Origin of the sequence: Terrihabitans rhizophilus (genome assembly GCF_033898525.1) — a bacterium.
Classification (GTDB): Bacteria; Pseudomonadota; Alphaproteobacteria; order Rhizobiales; family Methylopilaceae; genus Flaviflagellibacter; species Flaviflagellibacter rhizophilus.
Map to the genome: position 1 here is coordinate 125,606 of NZ_JAXAFJ010000001.1, position 15,133 is coordinate 140,738.

Consider the following 15,133-nt stretch of genomic DNA (forward strand, 5'->3'; position numbering starts at 1 on the left):
AGGTCTAACTTACGCGGCTCAACGCACGAACGCTGCGCGAAGGTCCGTCACAGTTATGCCAAATTTTTTGTCTGTCCGCTTACGCGCTTAGCGACGTTTCCTCGTCTTTTCCGGCTTCTCGGACCGCAGCGACTGGCGCACTTCGAAGAAGCCTGCCCAGGGATCTCCCGAGAGGTTTTGCAGCCGCCTGTCGAGGTTCTCCACGTTGAAGTGGTTGCCCCGGACCTCCGGTCCGAGTTCATCCCAGGACAGCGGCGTCGCCACCGGGGCGCCGGGCCGCGAGCGGGTGGAATAGGCCGCGACGGCCGTGGCCCCCTGCCCGTTCCGAAGATAGTCCACGAAGACGCGCCCGGTGCGGATCTTCTTCGCCATGGTGGAGACATAGCGATCGGGGCTGTCGGCAGCCATGCTTTCTGCGATGGTCTTGGTGAAAGCCTTGACGTCGTCCCATCCCGTGTCCGCGACCAGCGGAACCACGACGTGCAGACCCTTGCCCCCCGTCGTCTTCACGAAGCTTTCCAGTTTCATGGCCGTCAGCCGCTCACGCACTTCCAGCGCCCCGTGGATCACGGCGGACCATTCCACCTCGTCGCCGGGATCGAGATCGAAAATCAGCCGATCTGCCTTGTCCGGCACACTCTCGGTGGCGCCCCATGGATGGATTTCGAGCACACCCGCCTGCACCAGCGCAATCAGGCCGGCAAGATCATCGATGGCAAGCATCGGCTGATCGTCGCCTGGCACCGGGATCTGGCGGATCGTGTCGCTGAGGCCGGCCCAGGCGTGCTTCTGGAAGAAGCAGGTTTTTTCCGAGCCCGAGGGGCAGCGCACCAGGGATAGCGGGCGGTGCACCACGTGCGGCAGCACCCAGTCTGCGATCTCGGCGTAGAACTCGGCCAGCCCCTGCTTGGTGATCCCCTGCTCCGGCCACAGCACGCGCTCGGGATGGCTGAGATGCACGCCGGCGACGGTGGCGCCCGTCGAGATGATGCTGGCGGGACGTCCGGAAGGCTTCGGCGGTTCAGGCGCATCCTTTGGCACCTCGCGCACCACGTCCTTCGCCGCCTTGTCCTCGCGCAGGCCCTTGAAGCTGGCATGGCGCAACGAGCCGTCATGCGTCCAGCCGCGATACTCGATCTCGGCCACGAGTTCCGGCCGTGCCCATTTCACGCCGTGTCGTTCATCGGCGGAAAGCTTGGCGGCGAAAGGCGACGCCGTGGCCTTGATCGCCTCCAGGGCTTTCGCGAGGTCGCGCGACACCGTCTCCGTAAAGCCTGTCCCGACCCGGCCCGCATGGATCAGGTTCTCTCCATCGTAATAGCCCAGCACCAGCGATCCTACGCCCTTGCTGGAAACGGTAGAGGGCAAGTAGCCCGCGACCACGAACTCCGCACGCTCGGTGCACTTCACCTTCAGCCACACATCGCTCCGGCCCGGCCGGTAGGGCGCATCCGCCCGCTTGCAGATGATGCCTTCCAGTCCAAGGCGGCAGGCGTGGCGCGCCATGGAGTCGCCATCGCTGGCGATGTGCTCGCTCAGCTTGAGGCGGTTCTGGGGCTTGCTCGATACGAGTGTCGCCAGCGCCTCCTTGCGCTCGGTCAGCGGCAGAGGCGTAAGGTCGCGGCCATCGAGGTGCAACAGGTCAAAGGCGTAGTAAAGAGCGTTGCCGCTGACGAGCTTGCCGCCGCGGCCGCCGAGGTCCTGCTGGAGGGCGGAGAAGCTGGACACGCCTGCGGCATTCTCGACTACGGCTTCACCGTCGAGCAGCGCCGTTTCGGCAGGCAATGCGGCGATGGCCTCCCTGATGCCGGGAAAGCGGTGCGTCCAGTCCAGCCCGCTGCGCGTCAGCAGCTTGACCTCGCCATGGTCCAGCCGCGCCTGCAGGCGGTAGCCGTCGAACTTGATCTCGTGCACCCAATCCGCGCCATTGCGGGCGTGTGCGACAAGAGTGGCAAGCGCCGGCTGCACGAAGTCCGGCAGTGCGGCACGCGCCGCAGCAGCGGCTTTGGGAGCAGCCTTCTTGGCCTTGGCAGGCGCTTTCACTGCCGTCGACTTCGCAGCCTTCTTTGCGGCAGCCGGCGCAGCCTGCTCGGCGGAATTGACGCTGTCGCCCCGATTGGAGTTCCAGACCCGATCGCCCGCTTCCGCGATCTCGGGAATGGTGCGGCCCGAGACGACGGAGCGGTCCGCTTCCACAAGGACGTCGGGCTCCTCGGCGGTGCGGGCAAACTCGTCATCGGACTTGATGAGCAGCCAGCTGTCCGTCTTCTCACGGGGGCGACGCTTCAGCCGCACGAGATGCCAAAGCCCGTTCAGCTTCTCGCCATGCAGGATCACATCCACATGGCCTTTCTCGAAGCCCTTGTGCGGATCGTGAACCGGCTCCCAGGTTCCGCGATCCCAGATCATCACGGTCCCGCCGCCATACTGGCCCTTGGGGATGATCCCCTCGAAGGCGTTGTAGGCGATGGGGTGGTCCTCGGTCTGCACCGCCAGGCGCTTCTCGCCGGGCACGAGGCTGGGTCCCTTGGCGACCGCCCAGCTCTTCATCACGCCGTCGAGCTCAATGCGGAAATCGTAGTGCAGGCGTGAGGCGTCGTGCTTCTGGATGACGAAGGAATTGCCGGCCGACGTGCCGGTCTCCGGCCCGGGTTCGGGCGTCTTCGTGAAGTCGCGTTTGGCGCGATATGCGTCGAGGTCTTTCGTCACCCCGATTCAATTCACGGGCAGGCGCCGTGTTCCGCTCGCTAAACCGCGACGGATAGCCCGCGCACGCGGAAGCGGCAATCCGCAGCCTTGCGCCGGGCAAGGCGCGCATCCTCCGACGCCGGCTCCATGGCGATGAAGCGCTCCCAGACCGGCAGCGCCTCCGAGAAGCGCCCGAGATCATGCAGAAGGAGAGCAAGATTGTAGGCTGCATCCGAGAAGCTGTCGCTGACCGCCAGCGCCAGCATGTAGTGCGACACGGCGTCTTCGCGCCGGCCCGCATCTTCAGCGGCCACGCCGAGGTTGAACCAGGCTTCCGGGAACAGGGGCGCGCGGTCCAGAGCACGGCGCCATGAGATGCGGGCCTGCGCGCCTCGCCCGCCCGCATCCTGCACATTGCCGAGATTGAAGGCGATCAACGGATCCTCGGGGTCGAGCTTGAGGGCCAGGTCGTAGAGGCGCTCGGCGGTTTCGAAATCGCCGTCAGCCTCCGCCTCCTCCGCGCATTCCAGAACGTCGTCGACGCTCTCCGGCGGCGTGTCCATCGCCAGCGACATCTGTCCATCCAGCGCCGTGACGGCACCGTCCATCAGGCGTCGCACTTCGCCATGCCGCGTCACCGTCAGGCGAACCTCGCACAGGCTGCGGCCGGAGCGGCGCAGGTCGAGACCGACAGCCACGACGGCGTCGAAGCCCGCGCCCGCTTTCATGAGGCGGGAAACCTCGCGCGCACAGAGCAGGTCCCGGTAGGAATGCAGGCCCTCCAGCGGCTCGATGATGTCGAACAGCGAAAGCCAGAACAGGTATTCCTCATCAAGGCCGGAAAGGCGGCACAGTTCGACAACGCTGAGAGTGCGCTGTATCGGCGCCTCCGGCGGCCTCAGGCCAAGGCCACGCTGCAAGGCGGCTTCGCTGATCAGCATGGTCTGGTCGGGCACCCGCTCCAGAACATCCATCAGCCTCTCGCCGCTGAGAAGGTCACGGGCGGCAGCGTTGGTGACGGCGACCACGCCAACCTTCGGGCTGAGCTTTGGCTGCAGGTCGACGCCTGCGCGCGTGCAGGCCGTGCGGAGCTGGCGGCGGGTCAATCCGTCGACGGACCCAAGGACGAAGAGGGAAGCGCGGCAGAGATCCAACATCTCACCCCTCAGATCATCGCGACACGAATCATGCCCGTGTTCCGATTCTGCGGGGAAATCACGAAAGTTCGAAGAAGTTTTTTAACGGCTGATGAAGGCGCTTCTTCAGCGGCTCGCCGTCTTGCGTGGCGTGCGAGGCTTGGGTGAGCCCGCCGGGGGGCGTTTGGCACCGCTTGCCGCCGGACGACGGGCGCTCGCCTTGGGCGTCGGCTTCGCGTCCTTCGCCGAACCTTTTCCTGCCTTCGCGTCATCCGGAGCAGGCTTGTCTCCGTCGACCGACCGCCTGAGGGCATCCATCAGGCTGACGACATTTGACGGCTTCTCTTCGGCCGGAGCCTTGATCTCATGGCCCTGCTGCTTCGCGCGCAGCATTTCGACGACGGCACTTTCATAGCGGTCCTCGAACGTCTCGGGCTGAAAATGACCCTTCTTGCGGCTGATGATGTGGCTGGCGAGATCCATCATCTCCTCGTCGATCACGACTTCGGAGATGGGATCGAAATACTGGGCGTCGTCGCGCACCTCGCTCGCGAAGCGCAGGGTGGTGACGAGAATGCCCTTACCCCGCGGCTGCAGCGCCACGATGCGCTCGCGGCGGGAAAGCACCAGTCGGGCCAGCCCGACGACCTTTTCCTGCTCCATCGCCTCCCGGATCACCGCGAAAGCTTCTTCCGCGACCTTGTCGTCCGGCGTCAGGTAGTGCGAGCCATCGAGATAGACCTCGTCGATCTCATCGGCCGGAACGAAGCGGTCCACCTCGATGGTGTGAGAGCTTTCGATCTGCACTTTTTCGAGGTCCTCGTCCTCCACAACGACGTAGTGGCCCTTGGAGAACTCGAAGCCCTTGACCCTGTCCTCCCGGTCGACCTCTTCCTCGGTCTCGGAGTCGACCATCTGCTGCTTCAGACGGTTGCCGGTGGCGCGATTGAGATTGTGGAAGCTGACCCGCTCGCTCGATGTAGAGGCCGGATAGAGCGCAACGGCGCAGGACACCAGCGAGAGCTTCAGATAGCCCTTCCAGGATGCACGGGCCGCCATGGTCACCTTCCTCTGCCGCGTAGGGTGCCGGACCAACGGCCTGGATAGAAGATCGGTTCCCGCCTCGCCGTGCGGGCAAAAGAAAAGCCGGACAGCTTTGAAGCTGTCCGGCTTATCAAGAAACCGCCGCGGCGAGGGGCTGGGGGGCTGAGAAGTCGCCGCTAGCTGGTTCTGATGGGAAAACGTGGCATCAGCGCCTTTGTTCCCCGGGTTCCAGAAAAAAGTTCATTCGCCCTTGAGGGCGTCCTTGATGCCGCCGATGGTGCTCTTCGCCTTGCCCTCGGCCTTGTCAGCCTTGCCTTCGGCCTGCAGCTTCTCGTCGCCGGTCAGCTTGCCGGCTGCGTCCTTGACGCTGCCCTTGGCTTTGTCGGCGGCACCTTCGACGCGCTTGTCGTCAACCATGATGATCTCCTTTGCGGGTTCGCTGAACGGAGAACGGGTTAAGGCACAAAGGGTTCAACCGCGCACGGTCGGCAGCAGGGCGCGGAGGCCTTCGCGGTAGGTAGGATAGCGGAGCTGGACGCCGAGTTCGGTGACGAGACGCCGGTTGCCGACACGCTTGTTCTCGGCCCAGAAACTGCGCGCCATCTCGGACATCGCCGCCTGCCCGGCGTCGAACGCAACGACCTCTGGCGGCCCCAAGCCAAGAAGCTTTGCCGCATAGGCAAGCACCTCCGGCTGGGGCGCGGGTTCGTCGTCGGCCAGGTTGAACACCGGGCCCGCCTCGGGGCGCGTCATGGCAGCCGCCACGGCTTCCGCGACATCCTCGACATGGATGCGGTTGAACACCTGGCCGGGCTTGTCGAGCGCGCGGCTCGATCCCTCCAGCAGCGACAGGAGCGGATTGCGGCCAGGCCCGTAGATCCCCGAAAGCCGGAAGACGTGCACAACCCGCCCCGGCCCCGCAAGAGCGCGCCAGCCGTTCTCAGCCTCCAGCCGCCGCACGGCTCTCGCGCTCACGGGATTGGTCGGCGCGGTCTCGTCGATCCAGGCACCGGCATGATCTCCATAGACCCCGGTGGTGGATAGGTAGCCGATCCAGCGAAGATGCCGCGCGGCGGCGATCTCCTCGCCAAGCAGCGCGAGCGCGGGATCTCCGTCCCTCCCCGGGGGCACCGAAACCAGCACATGGGTTGCGTGGCGCACCGCCTCCAGAAGCGCGGGCTCCGGAGCGTAGCCCGTGTCCAGCTTTTCGAACCGCACGCCGGATTGGTTCGACGCTCCGGCGCCCGGATCTCGAACGGTTGCAAGGATGTCGTTGAAACGGTCTCCATGGCGCTTCACGAATTCCCGCGCGCAGAATCCGTAGCCAAGAATGACGAGGCGGTCGGAAGCCTTGGGTTCAGAAGTCGAGATCGGCATAGACCGGAGAGGGCTGCATGCCGGGCACCCGGTCCGTCATCAGCGTGCGGAACCCTGGACGTGACTTGACGCGGGCATACCACTCGCGGGCATGCTCGTCCTCATCCCATGGCACGTCACCCATGTAATCCACGGCGGAGATATGGGCCGCGGCGCACAGGTCGGCATAGGTCAGGCTTGGCCCAGCCAGCCAGTTCCGCTGCCGGATGAGATAGCCGATATATTTCAGGTGGTAGCGGATGTTCGACTTCGCCGCGCGGATCGCCGCCGCATCCGGCGAAGAGCCACCGTGCTCGGCCCGCATGAAGCGCTTGTAGATCTTTTCGCTGACAAGCGGTTCGGAGACCTCTTCGGCGAATTTGCGGCCGAACCAGTTCACGAGCCGCCGCACCTCGACGCGCGCCTGCGGGCTTTCCGGCAGGAGACGCCGGTCGCCAAGCGCAAGGCCGCGCGTCTCGTCCAGCCATTCCGCGATAACCGTCGCACCTGGCACCGCCGACATCTGCTCCTCCACCAGCACCGGCGTGGTGCCGGCCGGGTTCAGCAGCAGGAAACCCTCCCGCCGCTCCCACGGGCGTTCTTCCAGCAGGTCGCACTCCATGCCCATCTCCGCCATGGACAGGCGGATGAAGCGCGAATGAGGGCAGAAGGGATGATGGTAGAGAATCGCCATATCGGGATAGATCAGGGCATCCGCGGCGACGTCGGCAGATGGGTGCAGATGGCGGACGGCGCGCGCTCCCTATAGAACCACGCATCCCCACCGGCAACCGATTCGCGCCAGCGCAAGGATAGACCATGGATATGGGCCGCATCATGGACGCCCTCGTTCTGGGCGTGGTCGAGGGCATCACCGAGTTCCTTCCGGTGTCCTCCACAGGCCATATCCTGCTGCTGGGCCACTTCCTCGGCTTCACCTCGACCGGGCGCACCTTCGAGGTGCTGATCCAGCTGGGCGCGATCCTCGCCATTCTCACGGTCTATGCCAGCCGCCTGACGAAAATCGCAATGGCCCTGCCCCATGATCCCACGGCCCGGCGCTTCGTCATCGGCGTGCTGGTGGCCTTTCTTCCGGCAGCCGTCATCGGCGTGCTGGCGCACGGTTTCATCAAGACGGTACTGTTCGAGACCCCGATGGTCGTCTGCATCGCGCTCGTGATCGGCGGACTGGTCCTGATCTGGGTCGACAATGTGGATCTCGAAGTGCGCCACACCGACGTGACGGCGCTCCCGCTCCACACCTATTTCCTCATCGGACTGGCGCAGTGTCTGGCCATGATCCCGGGCGTGTCCCGCTCGGGCTCCAGCATCGTCGCGGCGCTCCTGCTGGGTGCCGACAAGAAGGTGGCGGCGGAGTTCTCGTTCTTCCTCGCAATGCCCACCATGGCCGGCGCCTTCGTCTACGACGTCTACAAGAACCGGGATGCGCTGACGGGCGACGACATCATGGTCACGGCGGTCGGGTTCGCGTCCGCCTTCGTCATGGCCGTGATCGTGGTGCGAGGGCTGCTCGCCTATCTCAGCCGCCACGGCTATTCGCTGTTCGGCTGGTGGCGCATCGTGGTCGGCTCGGCGGGCATTGCCGGCCTGCTGGTCTTCGGCTGACGGGAACGCGCCCGTCAGGACGCGTGCATGTCCGTGAACTGGCCGGCCTTGCGGTAGCTGTAGAGGTAGGACGGGACGATCGTCTCGAGAGCTGCCGGACGAATGCCCAGCCCTTCCAGCGTGCGGCCAGAGGCCTGCGCCACGTCCGAGACCACATTGTCGGTCCTGAGTGCCGCGACCTGGTCGGTCGTCAGCATCGGGTTCGGCAGCACCTGCAGCACCTTGGCCTGCATATTGGCCACGCCGAAGGGGATCGACAGCAGCGCCCGCTTCCGGCCCGTCACCTGCAGCACATATTCCATCAGCTGGCGAAAGGTCCTGACCTCCGGACCGCCGAGCTCATACACGCCGGGAGCGACTTCGCCGGCCACCGCCTTGGCAACGGCGCGTCCAACATCGCCCGCGAACACAGGCTGGAATCGCGTCCCGCCACCGCCGATGAGAGGCAGGAACGGGGAGATGCGGGCCATGCCCGCAAAGCGGTTGAAGAAGCTGTCCTCGGGGCCAAAAACCACGGAGGGACGCATGATGACGGCGCTGGCGAAAGCGGCGCGCACAGCCTCCTCGCCGGACGCTTTGCTACGGGCATAGGCGGATGCGGAGTTCGCATCGGCACCGATGGCCGAGATCTGGACGAACTGGCTGGCGCCAGCGGCCGAGGCAGCCTCCGCGATGCGGCGCGCACCCTGCACATGCACCGCATCAAAGGTCTGCCGGCCGGATTCGTGCAGGATGCCGACGAGGTTCACCACCGCGTCGGCACCTTCGACGGCGTTGCGGATGGAACGAGCGTCGCGGATATTGGCCTGCACCGAATGGATCTGCCCGACAGAACCAAGCGGCTGCAGATGGCCCGCAAGATCGGGCCGGCGAACCGCATTGCGGACACGCAGCCCCTGCTCTGCCAGACAGCGGATGACATGCCGCCCGACAAAGCCTGAACCGCCGAACACGGTGACGATCCGATCCGAAACCATGACGCGGGGCATCGCTCAGAACCCTTCCAAAGACGCTGACGGCCGCCTTCGTAAGCCAAGCGTCACGAACCGTCCAGCATGCCGTTGACCCGGCGCGAATCCAGGCCTATAGCCACCTCCGTGCCCAGGTGGCGGAATTGGTAGACGCACTAGCTTCAGGTGCTAGCGACTTAACGGTCGTGAAGGTTCGAGTCCTTTCCTGGGCACCACTCCCTTAGAATGGTCCGTCAGACCAAAGGGATTAGCCTTGTAAGACTGTTGCGCTTGGCCGACTGTGTAACAACGGTGCGCGACAATGCTCTTTCGCTTCGTCCGTCCGCTGCGACGTGAAGGCTCCTCCGACGCTCATTTCGTGAAGTGCATTCCAGCCGATCTCCGCGACCGGATGGTGTGGATGCGGCCGAGCTTTCTCATCGGACCAGAGGCCGCCTCGTTTCTGATCACGGAGAAGACCGCCAGCGTCTGTTGCTCGTTCAGGACTTCCGACCCAGCGAAGTGAAGGTCAGACAGGCGGAGGCAGAGCCTCGCGCGCACATCGAGATAGACTATGACACCGACCCATAGCGCTGTTGCCCCGACACCATCTTACGCCTCCGCTAATGGATAGAGGTCCTCTGGGTGAGCCTCTAGGCCGACCGCTTCCACGCTTAGCTCTGAGATGTTTCTTCGAGGGGTGATAAGAGGAGGAGCCATCCCTCACTGATCATATCTGGGAGACCGACCAAACAGCCTTTCGGGAGCGCTGCTGGATCTCAGCTCTCGTTCGGAGAGAAGGTCGTTCTTGTCGATAGGCTGATCCTTAGCAGCTGGCGTTCATTCAGCCTTAGGTTGTTCGGCGGATGATCGGCTGTTTTAGGAGTGATCGCTGTGAGGGGAATGATCTATTCACTGCTGATCCTGGTTTGCAGCCTGGGAGTCGGTTCTGCCGCAAGCGCAGAGCCGTTGCAGAAGCCTGCGGGCACGACGATCCTGACCATCTCCGGAAAAATTGGCGCCACGAACAGCCCTGGCGTGGCTGAGTTCGACCGAGAGATGCTGGAGGCGCTGGGGATGACCCAAATCCAGACGAAGACGCCCTGGTACGATGGCGTGAGTACGTTTGAAGGGGTGCCGATAGCTCGCTTGATGGAACTCGTGCAAGCTCAAGGCACCAAGGTTACTGCGATTGCGCTGAACGACTACGTCACTGAAATTCCGATGAACGACTTTTCCGAGCACGGTGTGATTCTCGCACTCAAGAGGGAAGGACAGTACCTGTCCGTCAGAAACCATGGTCCGCTCTTCATCATTTACCCGTTCGATAGCAACCCGGATTTGCAAAGTCAGACCTATTTCGGCCGCTCGGCCTGGCAACTTTCCCGCCTCGTAGTCAAATGATGAGCCTCCGGCGCGGCAACTCTCTACGAGCTTTCCAGTGGGGCCTTGCCGCTGTCGTCTGTTGTCTGGCAGCGGCTTTGTTCTATGTCGGCGCCGTCACTTTGGAGCGGCAATCTGCGCTGCAGAAAGTGTCTCGATACAATTCCGCCTGGACTGTGAGCCAGATGGTGGCGGAGTTCATGCGCCTGGAACACACCATTGCACGCTTCGCCGTTCCAGGCTCTGGAGTTGACCTGACGGAGGTACAGCTGCGCCTGGATGTCATGTTCAGTCGGCTCCAGACCTTCGAAGCCAACGGTAGCGCCGAAACCGGGAATGGGCGAAGCCTCAGGAACTTCGTGCGCAGCGATCCGCAGAACCTGGAATTCCTGACCGACTTGAGAGCGGCACTGACCGTCGTGGACGACCTGATCACCGTGTACGGCTTCGGTCCAGGCGACGTTGATAAAGCGTTGAGAGCACTTAAGCCCCTGGACGCGCAACTCACGGCCATTGCTTCGAGAGCCAATGCCTTCGGCGCAGAGCGAGCGGCAGAAGATCGTGGAGAAATGCAGCGGCTGAATACAATCTCAAGTCTGCTCGCAGCAGCCATTATCGTCTGCGGCCTGATACTCGTCGCCCTGCTTGTCTCTCATAATCGAAGGCTCAAGATTGCTCATCAGCGTCTTGAAGACGCGACAACAGACCTCGAGGCGACTACCAAGCGTCTTCAGGTTCAGAACACACGCTTCGATGCGGCGCTGAATAACATGTCGCAGGCACTGTGTACCTTCGATGCAAACAACCACCTCGCGGTCTATAATCAGCGCTTCGCCGCCCTCACAGGACTTCCGAAGGATCTGCTGGAGGGCGCATCTGCCAGCAGAATCATCGACGCTGCACGGGCGCGGCAGATGCACGCTGCCTTCGCCGATCTTTATCCCAGGCAGAACGCCCTTATCAACGAACGCCGAGCTGGCACCTTCACCCTGGAAATCGAGGACGGACGTGCGTTCTCCGTCTCACACGAGCCACTCGAAGGCGGTGGCTGGCTTGCCACCTATGAAGATGTCACTGAGCGGCGGAGGATCGAAGCTCAGTTGGCCCATATGGCTCATCACGATCCACTAACCGATCTGCCGAACCGTGCTCTGTTCCAGGAGCGACTGCGAAGCGTTTTCGCGGGGCTGCAGTCCGACCCATGTGACGTACTGGTCTTCTTTCTGGATCTAGACGGCTTCAAGGACGTCAATGACACCCTGGGTCATCACGTAGGCGACGAACTCCTCAAGGTCGTAGCAGAGCGTCTAAAAAGTTGCATTGTGAAGGAGCATCTCGCAGCACGCTTAGGAGGCGACGAATTCGCTGTAGTCTGCACATTCCCCGCTGGTGAGGAGAATGGCACTGCATTGGCGGATTCGCTCTTGTCGTCTCTCTCCAGGCCTTACGTCATAGGTAGCCGTGAGATTGAGATCGGCGTCAGCCTGGGCGCTTCAAGACATCCTGGCGCGTCAAACACGGCGGAGGAACTGCTACAGCACGCCGACATCGCCCTCTATCAGGCGAAGGCTGACGGGAAAGGCCTTGCCCGCTTCTTCCAGCCAGAGATGGACGCCTATCTCAAGGCGCGCAAAGCCCTAGAGAGCGATCTCCGCAAAGCGGTGGATCGGGGGGAAATGGATGTTCACTATCAGCCTTTCCTCATCACCGAGACCGGAGAGATAAGCGGCTACGAAGCATTGCTGCGTTGGAACCATCCGGAGCGAGGCCAGATCTCCCCTGCGGAGTTCATTCCGATTGCGGAAGAGGCCGGCATCATCAACTCCTTGGGCAACTGGGTTCTTCGACACGCCTGTCGTGAAGCAGCCGGCTGGCAACCTCACCTGATTGTGGCGGTGAATCTCTCGCCGGTTCAGTTCAAGAGCGATGGCTTGCTGGATACCGTGGTCATGGCGCTGGCAGCGGCTGGCCTCCCGGCAAATCGCCTCGAAATCGAGATTACCGAGTCGGTGCTCCTGGACTCCGGGGAACGTGTGTCATCGGCGTTGCGGCAACTGAGGGGACTGGGCGTCCGCGTCGCCATGGATGACTTCGGCACGGGTTATTCCTCGCTCGCGACCCTGCGCAGTTTCCCATTCGACAAGATAAAGATCGACCGGTCCTTCATCAGAGACCTTGATACCCGCCCGGATGCTCTTTCCGTGGTCCGTCTGATCGTTGGGCTTGGTGAAAGCCTGGGGATGTCCACCACCGCCGAAGGTGTGGAGACCCAGCAGCAGCTCGAATGTCTCCGGATCGCAGGCTGTACCCACGTTCAAGGCTTTCTGTTTGCGCGCCCCAGGCCCTCATCGGACCTCGTTGCGAGCCTGGCAGCGGAGACACCCGGTCAGCCGCTAAGAGCCATCGCGAACTAGGAATCCTCAGGCTGGCGCCGCCACCTACAGAGCCCGGAGCGCCACTGATTCAATTCTGCGTAAAGTTATCGCCCTGCGTCGTAGCGGCGACCCCAGAGCCTCGCTCACATATCGAGATAGCTATTCCTGTGAGGGGTAGATGGCGAACTGCGTGAGGCGCCCATGACCGGTCGAGCGGGATTCTCTCGGAGATTGCCGTGTCGTTCTTTGAAGGGGTGAGTCGCTCTGCATCGGGACGAACAGCGGCCGCCTTGAACCTCTGCTTCCATTAGAACGAAGCAAGGCGACGGAAGAGCCTTCTTCCCCAAAGCAGCCGGGCAGCGCATTCTCCAGCGGGATGTGAGCGGAGCCCTGCATGACCTTTTCCATCGTCGCACGGTGCAACCGGACCGGCATGTTCGGCGTGGCGGTGTCTTCGTCCTCGCCTGCCGTGGCGGCACGCTGCGCTCATGCACGCGCAGGCGTCGGCGCCGTCAGCAGCCAGAACGTGACCGACCCGATGCTTGGGACAGAGGCACTCGATCTCATGGCATCGGGCATGGGCGCCGCCGGGGCCATCGAGGAGCTGCGTTCCTCACGTCCCTACATGGAATATCGCCAGGTGCTGGCGGTAGATGTAGCCGGCGGCACGGCGATCCATTCCGGCCCGCGCGCGCTCGGCATCTGGGCGGAGGCACGTGACACGGATGTCGCCTGTGGCGGCAATCTCCTGGCAGATGCCGGCGTTCCGCAAGCCATGGTGGACGCCTTCCTCGCCTCCTCCGGGCATCTTGCCGACAGGCTCCTCATCGCCCTGCGGGCGGCGCTCGCTGCCGGCGGCGAGGCCGGGCCGGTCCGTTCGGCGGGCCTGAAGATCGTGGACGCGGTGTCCTGGCCCGTCGCCGATCTCAGGGTGGATTGGACGGAGGGCTGCCCGATCGCCGAACTGTCCGGGCTTTGGGCGCTCTATGCCCCGCAACTCGACGCCTATGTGACGCGCGCGCTCAACCCTTCGGACGCGCCAAGCTACGGCGTCCCCGGCGATCTCTGAGCCGGCACCCCTGCGATCCGCGAGAGGCCACCATGCCCACCATCTTCTTCATCAACGGCCCCAACGCCAATCTCTATGGCCTTGACAGCCGGGGCTTGTACGGCACCGAGAGCTTTGCGAGTATACAAGCCGGGTGCGAGGCCCATGCCGCCTCGCTCGGCCTGACGCTCGACTTCCGGCAGTCCAATCATGAAGGCCAGATTGTCGACTGGATCCAGGAGGCACGCGGCGGGGCGGACGGCATCGTCATCAACGCCGCCGGGCTGACCTACACCTCGGTCGCCATCCTCGACGCGCTGCTGGCCTTCGACGGGCCGATCATCGAGGCTCATATGAGCAATATCTGGAAGCGCGAGCCTTTCCGGCACCATTCCTTCGTGTCGAAGGCCGCCACCGGCGTGGTCGCGGGGCTGGGGGCGCTCGGGTACGAGCTGGCGATCACCGCCCTCGGCCGACTCATCGCCGAGAAGGCGGCCAAGACGGCATGAGCCAACGCGAGTGCATGGTCTTCTACAGCGGGCCGGACGAATTCGCGCCTTGGAAAACCGCCATCGAGGCCGAGCTGCCGGACCTCGATGTGCTGCAGGCGCATGAGATCTCCGATCCGGCTGCCGTGCGTTACGCCCTTGTGTGGAAGCCGCCGGAGGGCTTCTTCGCCGCCTATCCGAACCTCCGTCTTGTCGTGAACCTCGGCGCCGGCGTGGACTCCCTGGTTGGGCGCACCGACCTTCCGGACGTTCCCATCACGCGCCTGTCGGATCCCATGATGGCGCGGATGATGGCCGGTTTCGTGCTGTTCGCCGTCCTGCGGCACGCGCGCGAGATCCCCGTCTTCGAGCGGGCGCAACGGCGGCGGGAGTGGCACTACGTCCATCCCACCAGCGCGGAGGACATCCGCGTCGGCATTATGGGCCTGGGCGAACTTGGCGCTGCCGCGGCCATGGAGTGCGCGCGACAGGGCTTCGACGTGCGGGGGTGGTCGCGCAGCCCGAAAGCCTTGGAAGGCGTCGCCTGCGTGTCCGGGATGGAGGCGCTGCCGGGCTTCCTCGCTTCAACCGACATCCTCGTGTGCATGCTGCCGCTGACACCGGAGACGCGCGGCCTGCTAGATGCGCACACACTGGCCCTGCTGCCGGACGGTGCGAAGTTCGTGAACGTGTCGCGCGGTGCGGTCGTGGATGAGCCTGCGCTCGTGGAAGCGCTGCGCAGCCGCCGCATCGCGGACGCCACGCTCGATGTCTTCGAGAACGAGCCCCTGCCCTCGCAGAGTCCGTTGTGGGACCTCGACAATGTGCTGATCACGCCGCACCTGGCTTCCGTGGCGCTGCCCCGCTCGGCCGCTCCACAGATCGTCGAGAACATCCGCCGCGTGCGCTGCGCGGAGCCCGTGAAGAGCTTGGTGGATCCCCGACGGGGATATTGAGGCTTCGGAAAAGCCGAAGCCGATTTCCTGATAAAACTATTTTATTGATTCAGCGGCCGGCTCCACTCTCCAGGCAGACAGGG

At 63.7% G+C, this 15,133-nt stretch carries 13 protein-coding genes and 1 tRNA gene; 7 read left to right on the top strand and 7 right to left on the bottom strand.

Annotated elements, in window-relative coordinates:
• Positions 1-87 precede the first annotated feature (87 nt).
• The 6 genes from ligD to SCD90_RS00560 form a co-directional block, all read right to left on the bottom strand.
• Positions 88-2,709: a DNA ligase D gene (gene ligD, locus SCD90_RS00535; protein ID WP_319842663.1), complete on the bottom strand. Its 2,622-nt coding sequence runs from the start codon at positions 2,707-2,709 to the stop codon at positions 88-90.
• A 38-nt stretch (positions 2,710-2,747) separates the two neighbouring features.
• The gene (locus tag SCD90_RS00540) at positions 2,748-3,845 is read right to left on the bottom strand and encodes a tetratricopeptide repeat protein (RefSeq protein ID WP_319842664.1); all 1,098 of its coding nucleotides are present in this window, start codon (positions 3,843-3,845) and stop codon (positions 2,748-2,750) included.
• Positions 3,846-3,950: 105 nt separating this feature from the next.
• The gene (gene ku, locus SCD90_RS00545; RefSeq protein ID WP_319842665.1) at positions 3,951-4,883 is read right to left on the bottom strand and encodes a non-homologous end joining protein Ku; all 933 of its coding nucleotides are present in this window, start codon (positions 4,881-4,883) and stop codon (positions 3,951-3,953) included.
• Positions 4,884-5,108: 225 nt separating this feature from the next.
• The gene (locus SCD90_RS00550; RefSeq protein WP_319842666.1) at positions 5,109-5,285 is read right to left on the bottom strand and encodes a CsbD family protein; all 177 of its coding nucleotides are present in this window, start codon (positions 5,283-5,285) and stop codon (positions 5,109-5,111) included.
• A 54-nt stretch (positions 5,286-5,339) separates the two neighbouring features.
• Entirely contained in the window at positions 5,340-6,245 is a 906-nt protein-coding gene (locus SCD90_RS00555; protein WP_319842667.1) for an NAD-dependent epimerase/dehydratase family protein, read from the bottom strand.
• On the bottom strand, positions 6,226-6,918 hold the full coding sequence (locus SCD90_RS00560) for a glutathione S-transferase family protein (protein WP_319842668.1): 693 nt from the start codon (positions 6,916-6,918) through the stop codon (positions 6,226-6,228). The genes SCD90_RS00555 and SCD90_RS00560 overlap by 20 nt, the downstream gene beginning before the upstream one ends.
• Positions 6,919-7,043: 125 nt before the next feature.
• Here SCD90_RS00560 and SCD90_RS00565 point away from each other — a divergent pair, with 125 nt between their 5' ends.
• Positions 7,044-7,850: an undecaprenyl-diphosphate phosphatase gene (locus SCD90_RS00565; protein WP_319842669.1), complete on the top strand. Its 807-nt coding sequence runs from the start codon at positions 7,044-7,046 to the stop codon at positions 7,848-7,850.
• Positions 7,851-7,864: 14 nt separating this feature from the next.
• On the opposite strand, the gene SCD90_RS00570 is transcribed toward SCD90_RS00565, so the two are convergent.
• Positions 7,865-8,839, bottom strand: coding sequence for a complex I NDUFA9 subunit family protein (locus SCD90_RS00570; RefSeq protein ID WP_319842670.1), 975 nt, complete (start codon positions 8,837-8,839; stop codon positions 7,865-7,867).
• 110 nt (positions 8,840-8,949) lie between these two features.
• Here SCD90_RS00570 and SCD90_RS00575 point away from each other — a divergent pair.
• The 6 genes from SCD90_RS00575 to SCD90_RS00600 all read left to right on the top strand — a co-directional run bounded on the left by SCD90_RS00575 (position 8,950) and on the right by SCD90_RS00600 (position 15,050).
• Positions 8,950-9,036: transfer RNA gene (locus SCD90_RS00575), tRNA-Leu, on the top strand.
• Positions 9,037-9,703: 667 nt separating this feature from the next.
• Positions 9,704-10,204 carry a putative pterin-binding protein gene (locus SCD90_RS00580; protein WP_319842671.1) on the top strand — a complete coding sequence of 167 codons (501 nt, stop codon included), beginning with the start codon at positions 9,704-9,706 and terminating at the stop codon, positions 10,202-10,204.
• A 77-nt stretch (positions 10,205-10,281) separates the two neighbouring features.
• Positions 10,282-12,597 carry a putative bifunctional diguanylate cyclase/phosphodiesterase gene (locus SCD90_RS00585; protein WP_319842672.1) on the top strand — a complete coding sequence of 772 codons (2,316 nt, stop codon included), beginning with the start codon at positions 10,282-10,284 and terminating at the stop codon, positions 12,595-12,597.
• 355 nt (positions 12,598-12,952) lie between these two features.
• Complete coding sequence (locus SCD90_RS00590) at positions 12,953-13,627, top strand: DUF1028 domain-containing protein (RefSeq protein WP_319842673.1); 675 nt, start codon at positions 12,953-12,955, stop codon at positions 13,625-13,627.
• Positions 13,628-13,659: 32 nt separating this feature from the next.
• Positions 13,660-14,115 (top strand): type II 3-dehydroquinate dehydratase, encoded by a 456-nt coding sequence (locus SCD90_RS00595; protein ID WP_319842674.1) that lies wholly within the window; start codon positions 13,660-13,662, stop codon positions 14,113-14,115.
• On the top strand, positions 14,112-15,050 hold the full coding sequence (locus SCD90_RS00600) for a 2-hydroxyacid dehydrogenase (protein ID WP_319842675.1): 939 nt from the start codon (positions 14,112-14,114) through the stop codon (positions 15,048-15,050). The genes SCD90_RS00595 and SCD90_RS00600 overlap by 4 nt, the downstream gene beginning before the upstream one ends.
• The last annotated feature ends 83 nt before the right edge of the window (positions 15,051-15,133 follow it).

Bases quoted from the DNA above. Each gene is read 5' to 3' on its own strand.
- SCD90_RS00555 (WP_319842667.1), bottom strand. From the start codon at position 6,245: ATGCCGATCTCGACTTCTGAACCCAAGGCTTCCGACCGCCTCGTCATT.
- SCD90_RS00560 (WP_319842668.1), bottom strand. From the start codon at position 6,918: ATGGCGATTCTCTACCATCATCCCTTCTGCCCTCATTCGCGCTTCATC.
- SCD90_RS00595 (WP_319842674.1), top strand. From the start codon at position 13,660: ATGCCCACCATCTTCTTCATCAACGGCCCCAACGCCAATCTCTATGGC.
- SCD90_RS00540 (WP_319842664.1), bottom strand. From the start codon at position 3,845: ATGTTGGATCTCTGCCGCGCTTCCCTCTTCGTCCTTGGGTCCGTCGAC.
- SCD90_RS00570 (WP_319842670.1), bottom strand. From the start codon at position 8,839: ATGCCCCGCGTCATGGTTTCGGATCGGATCGTCACCGTGTTCGGCGGT.
- SCD90_RS00590 (WP_319842673.1), top strand. From the start codon at position 12,953: ATGACCTTTTCCATCGTCGCACGGTGCAACCGGACCGGCATGTTCGGC.
- SCD90_RS00550 (WP_319842666.1), bottom strand. From the start codon at position 5,285: ATGGTTGACGACAAGCGCGTCGAAGGTGCCGCCGACAAAGCCAAGGGC.
- SCD90_RS00565 (WP_319842669.1), top strand. From the start codon at position 7,044: ATGGATATGGGCCGCATCATGGACGCCCTCGTTCTGGGCGTGGTCGAG.
- ku (WP_319842665.1), bottom strand. From the start codon at position 4,883: ATGGCGGCCCGTGCATCCTGGAAGGGCTATCTGAAGCTCTCGCTGGTG.
- SCD90_RS00580 (WP_319842671.1), top strand. From the start codon at position 9,704: ATGATCTATTCACTGCTGATCCTGGTTTGCAGCCTGGGAGTCGGTTCT.
- SCD90_RS00600 (WP_319842675.1), top strand. From the start codon at position 14,112: ATGAGCCAACGCGAGTGCATGGTCTTCTACAGCGGGCCGGACGAATTC.